This is a genomic window from Arthrobacter sp. 260 (assembly GCF_013116745.1).
In the GTDB taxonomy this organism is placed as follows: domain Bacteria; phylum Actinomycetota; class Actinomycetes; order Actinomycetales; family Micrococcaceae; genus Arthrobacter_D.
Genome location: NZ_JABFOE010000018.1, coordinates 52631 through 65341, shown reverse-complemented (window position 1 = coordinate 65341; position 12711 = coordinate 52631). Strand labels below are relative to the sequence as shown.

Genomic DNA, 12711 nt, shown 5'->3' with positions numbered 1-12711 from the left:
TGTTCCTGACCCCCAGCTACGACGGGATGGCCTGGCTCGAAGCCTACCTACCCGTCGATCAGGCGGCCGGGATCTTCCACCGCGTCGACACCGCCGCCCGTGCGTTGCAAGGCACCGACGAACCACGCACCCTCACCCAACTACGCGCCGACGTCCTGATCGATGTCCTCACCAGCGCTGGTGGCACCGGACATATGACGGACCGAGAAAGGCCCACCGCCGTAGATCCCAGCACTGTAGAACCCACCGCTGGCGATCCCTCCACCGATGGCCGAACCGCCGGTGACGCTACCGCCGACAGGACCGGCGAGACCGGCAGGACCGGCGGGATGATCGATTCGGATGGGACGGAAGGACCTGATAGCCCGGAAGTATCGGGTGGGTCGGTCGGCCGCGGTGGTGCAGGTGCCTTCTGGGGTGTGCAGGCGAAGGTGTTCGTGACCGTCCCGGTGATGACCCTCCTCGGCGGGGATGCACCGGGTGAACTCGAAGGGTACGGGCCGATTGACCCCGAAACCGCGAGGAGACTCGCCGGGCATGCCCCATCGTTCACCCGGATTCTTACCCACCCGTTCACGGGGGCGAGGCTTGGGGCCGATGCCACCACCTACCGGGTTCCGAAGGACCTCCAAGATGCGGTCCGGGTCAGGGATCGGACGTGTCGGCATCCGGGGTGTAACCGGCTGGCGGTGTTCTGCGAACTTGACCACACCAAACCCTGGGCCCAAGGCGGGAAAACCAGCTACGGCAATTTGGCGGCGCTGTGTAAACGCCACCACAAGCTCAAATCCGAAGGCTACTGGCACTACCGACAACCCGAACCCGGAATGATCATCGCGATCTCACCCGCCGGCGAAACCTACCTCACCAGACCAGACCCACCACCGGCGCCAAAGGAAGACCCACCACCCTTCTAGTGCGTTGGTCAAGGATTCTGTGCTGGAGTTTGCGGGGAAGTTCGTGGCCAGCTACTCCGCTGCCGCTATGTACGCCCGCGTCTCACCGGATCCGCACTTGGACCGACCCCACCCGCGGTTCTACCTTCACTCTCGACCGACCCGTAAGAGATCCGAACAGACGCCCGGCTCGGGATACTGGGCCATATCACTACGCCTACCTCTACGAGGGCTCCGCCTTGTCTATACGACCGGTGGCTCCTGGGCCGACATCTCCAGAGTCAGTTCCATGCAGCGCAGTCGCGCGGGCGACCAGTCGTAGGGCATCTTTCTGATGGCGTCACCTGTGCTCATTGACTTTCGCCCCGCTTCAGCATCAAGGTCGACCCTTCCCTCCCCTCTATCAGAGGGGAGGGAATGCAACGCATCCCAGGAATCGAAGAGCGCGTTGTCCTCTTCGGTCAGACCGGAATCATCGATGACGGTGTTCAGCTTCTGTTCGAAGGCATGCCGCTGGGCAGCTACTTCTTCCACGCGAGGGTCATCGACGGCGACGGTGTCATCAAGGGTCTCCTCCGCGGCATCAACGCAGTCGGACTCTTCGCGCAGACCAGGGTGGGTGGCCAGGGCAATGTATCGGCTGGCGTTCACTGCCGCACCAAGGGGACCGAAGATTCGCTCGATGACCAGCAGGTTATCCAAGTCGGCCTGGCGCAGCGAGCCCTCTGGCAAATTCTCAAGTCGGGTGGCAACAAAGTCGGAGAGCAGACCCATTCTGCTGCCCCGGGATCGCATGCGTTGCACGGCGGCCCGCTGCCGCTGCAGTTCAGCTTCCTGGGCGATGAGGGTCCTTTCCAACCGTTCCAGAATGCCCGCTACACCGTGGTCGCTGTCTGCCCCACCAGTAGCCTGGCTGGCAGCTGCGTCAGCGCTGCTCTCGTGGACAGGAGCTGTGCCGCCAGCAGTCGTCCCAGCAAACGCATCACGGATGTCGTCCAGGGCAATTCCGGCGTCAGCCATCTTGCGGATCCACAACAGCTGGATCATCTCTTCGTAGCCGTAGCGGCGGCGGTCGTCACTGCCCCGCTCGGGTTCCGGCAGCAGACCGATCGCGTGATAGTGACGGATCGCCCGCGGTGTAACGCCGACGAAGGACGCAGCGTCACCGATCTTCACCTGACGAGGGGGAATGAGGGACGAGACCATGAGCAGGACCTTCCGTGGAGGAGCGGGATGTGATTCCACCGAACCACATAACGCTACGGGAGCTGCAACTCCAGGCCCTCATTCCGAACACGCAGCAGGGGTGGCAACCATCCTCCCGGATAGGTGCCACCCCTGCTGGTGCTGCAGTTACTTGTCGAACAAAGACAGGTGAAGTTACTTCACATCCGCGTCAACCCAGTCGAACGTCCGGGTGACAGCCTTCTTCCAGAGGCGCAACTGGCGGTCCCGCTCTCCTTCGTCCATCGAAGGGGTCCAGCGCTTGTCCTCGGCCCAGTTGGTGGCCAGCTCGTCGGTGTCCTTCCAGAACCCGACCGCCAGACCGGCTGCATAGGCCGCGCCAAGGGCAGTGGTCTCGGTGACCTTGGGGCGGATCACCGGGATGCCGAGGATGTCGGACTGGAACTGCATCAGCGCATCATTGGCGACCATGCCGCCGTCGACCCGCAGGTCCTCCATGTCCACACCCGAGTCTGCGTTCGCCGCGTCCAGCACCTCGCGGGTCTGGAATGCGGTTGCCTCAAGCGCGGCACGGGCGATGTGACCCTTGTTGACGAAGCGGGTGAGGCCCACGATGGCACCGCGGGCTTCGCCACGCCAGTACGGGGCAAACAGGCCGGAGAACGCCGGCACGATGTAGACGCCGCCGTTGTCTTCGACGGTCTCTGCGAGCTGCTCCACCTCAGGTGCTGACTTGATGATGCCCAGGTTGTCGCGCAGCCACTGGATGAGTGACCCGGTGACAGCGATCGAGCCCTCGAGGGCATAGACGGCTTTCGCGTCCCCAAGCTTGTAGCAGACGGTCGTCAGAAGACCGTTCTTGGAGTGGACGATCTCCTCGCCGGTGTTGACGATCATGAAGTTGCCGGTGCCATACGTATTCTTGGCACCACCCTTCTCGAACGCGGCCTGGCCGAAGGTGGCCGCCTGCTGGTCACCAAGGATGCCCGCCACCGGCACCTCACGCAGCAGCTGCGAGGTGTGGACTGTGCCATAGACCTCGGACGAGGACTTGATCTCCGGCATCATCGAGCGGGGTACACCGAAGGCCTCAAGGATTCCGTCGTCCCAGGACAGGGTCTCGAGATCCATGAACATGGTCCGGGATGCGTTGGTGACGTCGGTAATGTGCACGCCGCCGTCGGTGCCGCCCGTGAGATTCCAGGTGACCCACGAGTCGGTGTTGCCGAAGATCAGGTCGCCTGCCTCAGCCTTGGCCCGCGCCCCGTCAACGTTGTCCAGGATCCACTTGATCTTGGTGCCCGAGAAGTAGGTGGCCAGCGGCAGGCCGACCTTCTGCTTGAACCGTTCCACTCCCCCATCAGACGCGAGTTCGTCGACGATGGACTGGGTCCGCGTGTCCTGCCAGACGATGGCGTTGTAGACGGGCTGGCCGGTGGTCTTGTCCCAGACCACTGCGGTCTCGCGCTGGTTGGTGATGCCGACCGCGGAAATATCGTGCCGCGTCAGGTTCGCCTTCGACAGGGCGTTGCCAATGACCTCACGGGTGTTGTTCCAGATTTCAATTGGGTCATGCTCAACCCAGCCCGCCTTGGGGAAGATCTGCTCGTGTTCCTTCTGGCCGGAGGACACGATATCCCCACTGTGATCGAAGACAATGGCCCGGCTGGAGGTGGTGCCCTGATCGATCGCGATTACGTACTTCGACATGTAGTGCTCCTCTTTGAGTATTTCCGTCGTGAATAGTGCCGGCGTGCACGGTCAAAGGACCGTGCTGCCGGGGTGTAACTAACTGCTAGCCGGTGACTACGGGAAAGGTGACCAGCATGGCGACCAGGCCGCCAAGAACACCACCGATCAGAGGGCCGACCACTGGCACCCAGGAGTAACCCCAGTCGCTGCCACCCTTGCCCTTGATGGGCAGCAGGGCGTGGACGATCCGGGGACCGAGGTCACGCGCTGGGTTGATGGCGTAGCCGGTAGGACCACCGAGCGATGCACCGATACCCACAACGAGCAGAGCGACAGCCAGTGGGCCGAGGCCCGACGGCGTCCCGGCGAACGAAATGACCACGAACACCAGGACGAAGGTGCCGATGATCTCGGTGATCAGGTTCCAGGCGTTGGAACGGATGGCCGGCCCGGTGGAGAACACGCCCAGCTTGTTGGCGGGGTCGGGCTCAGCATCGAAGTGCTGCTTGTAGGACAGCCAGCAGAGGAAGGCACCGAGCATGGCACCAATCAACTGGGCAGCGAAGTACAGCAGTACGTTCATGAAGGTCTTGTCGATATCGGGGCCGAGTGTTGCAACATCTGAGTTGACCAACAGACCCACCGTAACGGCCGGGTTCAGGTGTGCGCCGGAGAGCGCAGCAACATAGACACCGGCGAAGACGCCGAGCCCCCAACCGAAGTTCACCATCAAGAATCCGCCATTATTGCCCTTGGTACCGGCCAGGGCGACGTTGGCAACGACACCTGTACCCAGCAGCAACAGCAGCATGGTGCCGAACATTTCGGCAACGAATGCTTCCAGAGACATCTTTGACTCCTTTAATTATTCATTTTTAGCGAACCCAGCCCTCGGCTGAGGCTCTCTTGCTCCCCCCGGCAACAGCTGCCGTTGGTCCTGCATCCGCTCCGGGAGCGGCAATGGTTACGTGCCTGACAGCGGCTACGCCACCAAATCTTCGACCTGAACGTTGTGCCACTTCAGCAGCACCTGTTCAGCCAGTTCTACCTCAGCCGACACTTTCTCGCTGCTCCACCCGAGCAGCGGAGCCAGCGTCTCAGCAAGTTCCTGGAGCAGCTCTGTGGTCACCAGTCCGCGGAAGGCGATTGACGTCCGGCGGATCAGCACATCAGCCAGGTGCCCCACCTGCTCGTGCTCGACCATGTACTCCAGCTCCCGCTGGCTCAGCTCCTGGGTCGAGGCGAACGAACGGTCCTGGCCCGCACGCAGGTACCCGATGACGTCGACGGCGCGGGTGCCGTAACGGGTCAGCAGCACCTCGACGCGCTCGGCTGAAAGTCCCGGCTCCACATGGGCGCTCACCCAGGCTTTCTCAGCGGACGGCGTCCGGGGGAATCCCTTTCCGCCGCCGATGGCGAGCCCCGCCGTCGTCGTCGTCCGTCGTTTCCCAAGGACTTCAAGGACGTCGTTGGTCATGTGCTCGGAAAGTGCGCGGAAGGTGGTCCACTTGCCCCCGACGAGACTTAGCGTGGTGACCGGCTTGGTGCCGGTGCTGTCCTGGCGCTTCTCGATCCGGTAATCGCGTGACACGAAGCCGGGCTGGGTGTCGTCGTGACGTGGGAGTGGGCGGACGCCGGAGAAACTGTAGACGACGTGATCGTGCTTGACGGTGATCGCAGGGAACACGTGGCCGATCAGTTCGATGAAGTAGTCAACCTCTTCGGGGGTGCACACGGCGGGCTCGTCCACATCGGTGTCGATGTCGGTGGTGCCCACGAGCACCCGGTCGCCGATCGGGTAGACCAGGACGATCCGGCCGTCGGTGTGTTCGAAGAAGATCTCGCGGCCCGCGCAGGCGGCGAGCAGTTCCGGGTGGTCGAGCACAACGTGGGAGCCCTTGGTGCCACCCATGAAGGTGCTGCGTTCGCCCAGGGCATCGTTGGTACCGTCCACCCATGCGCCGGTAGCGTTCACGACGACGTCGGCTGCGAAGGTGAATTCTTCGCCGGTGAGTTCATCCCGGAGGAGGACCGAATCGCCGTCGCGCCCGATAGCGCTGACGTAGTTGATCGCCCGCGCCTCGGCATTGGCAGCGAGGCCATCCCGGAGCACATCAAGCGTCATGCGCTCGGGGTTGTGCACTGACGCGTCAAAGTAGGTGGCTGTGTAGCGGACGTCGGGCCGAAGGTCGGGCAGTTGCGCGAGGGACTTCTTGCGACCGGCGAAGGTATGGCGCGGCACGGCTCCGCCGTCGCGGGAGAACCAGTCGTACATGGTCAAACCGGCTTTAATGAGGAACGCGCCTCGCTCGCGGGGCTGGCCCTGGCGATGGGTGAGGAACCGCACCGGAGCGGCGAGGATGCCCGAGAAGGTACTGAAAATCGGGATGGTGGTCTGGAGGGGCTTGACGTAGTGGGGGGCGGTCTTCAGCAGGGCATTGCGCTCAACCACTGATTCCCGGACCAGCCGGAACTCGCCGTTTTCGAGGTACCGGATACCGCCGTGAATCATGTGGGACGACGCACCCGATGCGCCCTGGCAGTAGTCTCCCCGCTCCACGAGCGCGACGTCGACGCCCTGCAGTGCGAGGTCCCTGAAGGTTCCTACGCCGTTGATGCCGCCACCAATAATGAGGACAGAAGCCCGGGGGGTCTCCCTGAGACGTGTCACCCCTGCTCGCTCAGCGGGTGTGCTTGTGGCACCTTTGCCGGTAGCGGACTCAGCCAAAACATTCTCCTCAACAGTTTGCACGCTGCATTGGATCCGCAGCCGTTCCACCTATTCTTGAAATGCTGGGAATAATAGTCAATGGTGTTGCACATACGTGCAGAAGTGACGGAGGATTTGGCTATGAACGTTCGACCCGAGGCTGAAAGGCCCGACCCCGTTGCACAATCTTCCGCTGAGGACTTCAAGCGTTCACGGAGCGGCGACGCGCTGCGGGCGGCCCAGATGTACTACCTGCAGGACCTCACCATGAACGCCATTGCACGGGAGCTGCGGACGTCCCGGTCGACCGTTTCCCGGCTGCTGTCGATGGCCCGGGACACGGGGCTGGTCCAGATCCAGGTCAACAACCCGTTGCAGCGGGCACCGTCCCTTGAGCAACAGATCCGGCGGCAGTTCGGTGTGGAAGCCCACGTGGTTCCCGTCACCGACATCGTCAGCGACTCCGAGGTACTGGACCGGGTGGCGATCCAGGCGGCACGGACCATCGGGCCGCTGGTCGATTCGAACGCCATCATCGGCGTCGCCTGGGGGTCCACCCTGAGCGCGGTCAGCCATCATCTGACCCGGAAGGTCACTCACGACAGCACCATCGTTCAGCTGAACGGTGCTGGCAACACCCAGACCACCGGGATCACCTATGCCAGCGAGATCCTGCGCCGTTTCGGCCAGGCCTACGGCGCCCGGGTGGAACAGTTCCCCGTCCCGGCCTTCTTCGACCACGCCGAAACCAAGACGGCCATGTGGGCCGAACGCAGCGTCCTGCGCATTCTCGACCTGCAGCGGCGGATGACCATGGCCATTTTCGGCGTCGGGTCCATCGACGCCAACATCCCCAGCCACGTCTACTCCGGGGGCTACCTGGACGACGACGACCTGCGTGCGTTGGAGGAGCACCAGGTGGTGGGCGACGTCGCGACCATGTTCTTCCGCGCCGACGGCACCCACAGCGACCTCCTCCTCAACCAGCGCAGCACCGGCCCCGAACTGGATCTCCTCCGGCAGGTGCGCCGGCGTATCTGCGTGGTGTCGGGGGAAACCAAGATCAACGGGCTGCGCGGGGCCCTAGCCGCCGGCCTCGCCACTGACCTCATCCTCGACGAGGGGTCGGCGCGCCGCCTGGTGCATGGCGGGTCCCGCTGAGCCAGAGCGCCTTCGGTATTGTCGAGGTATGCATAAGGCACCGAAAATCGCTCTCAACAACGGGGTACAGATCGACCAGGTTGGTTACGGTGTGTACAAGGTGCCGCCTGAGACCACTGCGGATCTCTGCGCCCAGGCCCTCGAGGTGGGGTACCGCACTATCGACACCGCAGCCATGTATGGCAATGAAGCGGGAGTGGGCCGGGCCGTGACGGATGCCGTCAACGCCGGCTGGCTGGAACGCGACGACGTCTTTGTCACCACCAAGCTCTGGAACGACAACCACGGCTACGAAGCGACGCTGCGCGCCTTTGACGCCTCCCAGCAGGCCCTGGGCCTGGACGACGTCGACCTCTACCTGATCCACTGGCCCTGCCCCGACAAGGACCAGTACGTTGACACCTTCCGCGCGCTGGAACAGCTCTACCACGACGGGCGGGTGCGGGCCATCGGGGTGTCGAACTTTCAGGTGACCCACCTGGAACGACTGTTGGCGGAGACGGGGGTAATTCCGGCCGTAAACCAGATCGAACTGCATCCCTACCTGCAACAGCATGAGCTGCGGCAGTTCCACGACACCCACGGCATCCGCACCCAGGCGTGGAGCCCGCTGGGCCGGGGAGCCATCCTGGCTGACCCGGTGATCGGTGAGATCGCATCCGACCTCGACCGGACACCAGCCCAGGTGGTCCTGCGCTGGCACGTGCAATCCGGCAACCTGGTCATCCCCAAGGCGAGCACGCGGGCCCGGATCGCCGGCAACCTCGACATCTTCGGTTTCGACCTCACTCCCGGACAACTCGCGGACATCGGCGGGCTCGAGCGGGACACCAGGTTCGGTTCCCACCCGGACCGGGTGAACTAGCTGGTGCCGTCACCGATAACCGTGAGCCGGCAGGCCTCCGTGGTGACCCTGCCGTATCTTGGAGCAGCTCAGCGCTACTGGATTTTCCCGGCACTGGAAGGCGGCGGCACAGCGCCGACAATCTTCATGGTGCATGGTTTCAGGGGTGACCATCACGGGTTGCTCCGCATCATCGAGGAGCTGCCCACGCATCGGATTGTGGTGCCCGACCTTCCCGGCTTCGGCCAATCCGAGGCCCTGGAGGGTGTGCACGACGTCGACGCGTACGCACGGTTTGTCGGGTTCAGCCTGGCGGAGCTCGGGTTGGGCTCCGACACGGTACTGCTCGGCCACTCCTTCGGCTCAATCGTCGCGTCGCGGTGGGCTGCTGACAACCCGGCGGCGGTTGCCGCCCTGATCCTGATCAATCCCATCTGCGAGCCTGCGTTGGAAGGTTCCAACCGGCTCGCCTCCATGGCGGCTGCCCTGTACTACCGGGTAGGGGCTGCACTCCCTGAGCGGTTGGGCCTGGCGCTCCTCGGCAACCGGCTCATCGTGTTGGGAATGAGCTCACTGATGGCGAAAACCAGGGACCGAACACTCCGGAAGTACATTCACGGCCAGCACTTGAGCTACTTCAGCAAGTACGCCAGCCGCCGGGTGCTGCTCGAAGCGTTCCAGGCATCAATTACAGGCACGGTCAGGGACAATGCGGCGCGGCTCACGATGCCCGTCCTGCTGGTTGCCGCCGAGAAGGATGACCTGGGTTCAGTGAAAGGTCAGCGTGCACTTGCCAGCCTGATCCCACATTCCCGACTGGAGATCATCGACGGGGTGGGCCACCTGGTGCACTATGAGACCCCCCACGAAGCGACCCGCCTGATCGAGAGTTTCCTGGAAGGGACACCCGCATGAGGATCCTGTTCGACGCCCGGTTCACCCGGCTGGACCAGCACGACGGAATCAGCCGCTACGGGGCCAGCCTCATTGCCGCCGTCGCGGAGCGGGCCGACGTGGCGATGCTGATTTCTGACCCCCGGCAGCTCGACCTGCTGCCCGCTGTCCCCCACGTCCTAATCACTTCGCCGCTCTCGCCCCGGGAACTGTTCGTGGCCTCGACGATCAACCGGTTGTCGCCCGACGTCGTCATCTGCCCGATGCAGACCATGGGGAGCTGGGGACGGCAGTACCCGCTGGTACTCACCCTGCATGACCTGATCTATTACCAGAACCCCCAGCCACCCGGATTCCTGCCCCTGCCGGTCCGCGCCCTGTGGCGGCTCTACCACCTGGCCTACTGGCCGCAACGCCTCCTGTTGAACCGGGCCGACGTCGTCGCCACCATCTCGGAGACCACCCGGGAGCTGATGAAGGAGCACCGGCTGACCAGACGTCCGGTCCGGCTCGTCAGCAATGCGCCCCAGACAGACACGGAGGTCCGCCCCGAGGGAGTCCCGCCCAGCAAAGACTTGCTCTACATGGGGTCGTTCATGCCCTACAAGAACGTCGAGACCATTGTGGCGGGCATGAATGGTCTCGACGGGTATACGCTGCACCTGCTCAGCCGGATCACCGCTGACCGGAGGGCGGAGCTCGTTCGGCTTGTCCCGCCGGGGCAACGCGTCGTCTTCCACAACGGTGTGACCGACGGGCAGTACCAGGAGCTGCTCCGCTCGGCGGCGGCGCTGGTGACCCTGTCCCGCGCCGAAGGGTACGGGCTGCCGGTGATCGAGGCGATGGCGGCCGGAACCCCAGTGATTGCCGCCGACACACCGATCTTCAGGGAGGTCGGCGGCGATGCCGCGCTGTACGTGGACCCCGACGACCCCTCGGCGTTCACCGCAGCGGTGAAATCACTCGCCGCACCCGACCGGTGGGATGCCGCCTCCCGCGCCGGCAAGGCGCAGGCAGGCACCTACTCCTGGGACCGCTCCGCTGACCAGCTGCTGGAGGCAGCCGCCATCGCCACCGTCGAACACGCCGGGCGCCGAGGCCTCGGCCGATTGCTCCGGCGCCAGTGACGGCCGGCGACGAATCTGCGACCCGACTGCCCTAAATCAGGTCCGCTGCATCACAGCGGATGTGGACCGGTTCGGATGTCCCCTTCGCCGAGAGTGCTGCCTTGCGGGATTTCAGCCGGGCGGTCGCCGCCGGCGCACTGCGGTAGCTGAAGAACAGCAGCAGCCGGTGCTGGTCCGCGCTGGAGGTCTGGGTGTCGGCCGCGTCGCGGCGCCCCGGTGGTCCGGCCTGACGTCCCCCCGGGGCGCGGCCTGGCTGGGGTGCGACCGGCATGGCGCCCACCGTGCGAAGAAACAGGGCCGGATCGAGATCGGCAGTAAACGCGGTCAGGGCCTCACGGGATCCGGTCAGGGCAGCGAACCGGACTGCCGGCGGCAAGCCCAGGTCGGTCCGGGTGGAAAGCTCCCGCCCGGCGGCGCCCTGTGGATCCCAGCGGACCAGATGACCCACTGCTGTTGAATCATCGGCGGTGATGACCACCAGGCCGCCGTCGTTCGCGGGGCGCGCCAGCAGCGACGCGGTGAGCCAGCGCCGCAGGGTGTCCTCCCCCGCCCGCAGGGATTCCCGGGACAGCATTGCCGACCCGTCCAGAAGGATTACCGCCGCGTAGCCGTTCGGGGCAAGCGGTTCAGCCCCCGGCGTGGCGACGACGACGGCGGGACGGTCGGGCACCGTGTCCAGGATGTGCTCTCCGGCTGAAGAGTAGACCGTCGCCCCGGGAAAGGCCCTCCCCAGTTCCTCGGCGGTCCGGGTGGCACCAGCCACTGTGGCACGCAACCGGTGGCTTCCGCAGTTGGCGCACGTCCACCGCGGGTCAGGCCGGCCACACCAGCGGCACCCGGGAGCACCACCCCGCCCGGTCTGGGCCAGTGGTCCGGTACACACGGTGCAGCGGGCCGGTTCACGGCAGTCCTCACAGGCGAGGGCCGGTGAGAATCCGGTCCGCGCCACCTGCAGCAACACTGGCCCCCGGGCCAGCCCGTCGGAGGCAGCCTTCCACGCCGCATGCGGGATCCGGGCGCGCGCCGCCAGCGGATCGCGGGCAGTCTGGAACTCGTCCCCGGTGTGGATCACCCGTGGGCTGCTGCGGCGGACCTCGGCGCGGTCCGCGGCGATCGATTGCGCCCAGCCGGTAGCCACCAGCCGGTGCGCCTCCGTGCTCTGCGATCCGGACGCGAGCAGCGCCGCGCAGCCCTGAAGCTCCGCCCTGAGCAGCAGTACTTCGCGGGCATGCTGGTAGGGCGCCCGCTGTTCCTGGTGCAGGTCATCCCCGTCATCCCAGATGCACACGAGTCCCAGGTCCTGCACCGGAGCATAGGCCGCCGACCGGGTGCCGACCGCCACCCGTACCTGCCCGTGCAGGAGTTTCAGGAAGTTGCGGTACCGCGGCGTCGGCCCGTCCTCGGCGGTAAGGCGCACCAAGTTGTCGGTGCCCAGCCGCCGCGCCAGGGCGGCCTCGACCCGGGCCAGGTCCCGCTGGTCGGGCACGACGACGACGGCGCCCCGGCCTGCATGCCAGACGGTGGCGACCGCCTCAGCGATTTCCGCTGGCCAGTCCCGCGCTCCGTAGCCTCCCAGGCTGGTCAGGACCGCCCGGGGGTTATGCCCGGCGGCCACATGCCTGAGGAAGCTGGCGCCGTTGGCATAGCGGGTCAGCAGCGGGGCGGAGTGTCTTTCTGGATCGTTCGAATCCTTAGCGCTGGCTTCCGCCGCGCTGCCCGAGGAGGCACTGTGTGAGGCACTGTCCACTTCGTCTGTCTCATCGAAGGCCGCGTCTACCCGCGCCATCCGCGGCGGGATGGCGACCCTGAGGATATCGCTGACGGTCCCAGCGTACCGCGCGGCGACGGCACGGCTGAGGGCCAGCACCTCAGGGGTGAGGACCGGCTGGGTGGAGAGAACCTTGCCCAGGGTCAGAAGCCGGGTGGTGCTGTCGGTGGTCGCCGCCCGGGCGACGATGAAACCGGTGAACTCCCGGCCGCTGAAACGCACCTTGACCCGGACCCCGGGCTGGGCAGACTCCGCCAGCTCCTCGGGAACTGCATAGTCGAACACCCGGTCCAGGTGGGGCAGCGGGGAATCCAGCAGGACCTGCGCCACCGGCAGCTTTCCGGCGGGCACCGGCGCGCCGGCTGCCCGTGGTGCCGCCGGGAATCCCTGCAGCAGGGACAGCTGCACCGCGCCCTGATCGCCGGAGATACCGG

10 protein-coding genes are annotated in these 12711 nt (G+C 65.3%); 5 read left to right on the top strand and 5 right to left on the bottom strand.

Annotated elements, in window-relative coordinates; translation table 11 throughout:
* Window positions 1-917 (top strand): HNH endonuclease signature motif containing protein (locus HMI57_RS16780; RefSeq protein WP_171587141.1); only part of this gene is annotated, 917 nt, incomplete at its 5' end.
* Window positions 918-1139: 222 nt separating this feature from the next.
* On the opposite strand, the gene HMI57_RS16775 is transcribed toward HMI57_RS16780, so the two are convergent.
* The 4 genes from HMI57_RS16775 to HMI57_RS16760 form a co-directional block, all read right to left on the bottom strand.
* Entirely contained in the window at window positions 1140-2102 is a 963-nt protein-coding gene (locus HMI57_RS16775) for a MerR family transcriptional regulator (protein WP_171587140.1), read from the bottom strand.
* A 174-nt stretch (window positions 2103-2276) separates the two neighbouring features.
* Window positions 2277-3791: a glycerol kinase GlpK gene (gene glpK, locus HMI57_RS16770; RefSeq protein WP_171587139.1), complete on the bottom strand. Its 1515-nt coding sequence runs from the start codon at window positions 3789-3791 to the stop codon at window positions 2277-2279.
* A gap of 85 nt (window positions 3792-3876) precedes the next feature.
* Window positions 3877-4623 (bottom strand): MIP/aquaporin family protein, encoded by a 747-nt coding sequence (locus HMI57_RS16765; RefSeq protein WP_171587138.1) that lies wholly within the window; start codon window positions 4621-4623, stop codon window positions 3877-3879.
* A gap of 132 nt (window positions 4624-4755) precedes the next feature.
* Window positions 4756-6444 (bottom strand): FAD-dependent oxidoreductase, encoded by a 1689-nt coding sequence (locus HMI57_RS16760; RefSeq protein ID WP_171587137.1) that lies wholly within the window; start codon window positions 6442-6444, stop codon window positions 4756-4758.
* A gap of 282 nt (window positions 6445-6726) precedes the next feature.
* Between HMI57_RS16760 and HMI57_RS16755 the strand changes: the two genes are divergently transcribed.
* From HMI57_RS16755 to HMI57_RS16740, 4 genes are read left to right on the top strand one after another with little or no spacing between them, the layout of a single operon-like run.
* A complete protein-coding gene (locus HMI57_RS16755) occupies window positions 6727-7644 on the top strand; it encodes a sugar-binding domain-containing protein (protein WP_171587148.1) in 918 nt (305 codons plus the stop codon).
* A gap of 28 nt (window positions 7645-7672) precedes the next feature.
* Window positions 7673-8509, top strand: a complete 837-nt coding sequence (locus HMI57_RS16750) for an aldo/keto reductase (RefSeq protein WP_171587136.1) — start codon at window positions 7673-7675, stop codon at window positions 8507-8509.
* A 21-nt stretch (window positions 8510-8530) separates the two neighbouring features.
* On the top strand, window positions 8531-9403 hold the full coding sequence (locus HMI57_RS16745; RefSeq protein ID WP_346655246.1) for an alpha/beta hydrolase: 873 nt from the start codon (window positions 8531-8533) through the stop codon (window positions 9401-9403).
* Entirely contained in the window at window positions 9400-10509 is a 1110-nt protein-coding gene (locus HMI57_RS16740; RefSeq protein WP_171587135.1) for a glycosyltransferase family 1 protein, read from the top strand. Before HMI57_RS16745 ends, HMI57_RS16740 begins: the two co-directional genes overlap by 4 nt.
* 31 nt (window positions 10510-10540) lie before the next feature.
* Here the strand turns inward: HMI57_RS16740 and HMI57_RS16735 are convergent, their stop codons facing one another.
* Window positions 10541-12685, bottom strand: a complete 2145-nt coding sequence (locus HMI57_RS16735; RefSeq protein WP_346655245.1) for a primosomal protein N' — start codon at window positions 12683-12685, stop codon at window positions 10541-10543.
* Window positions 12686-12711: the final 26 nt, after the last annotated feature.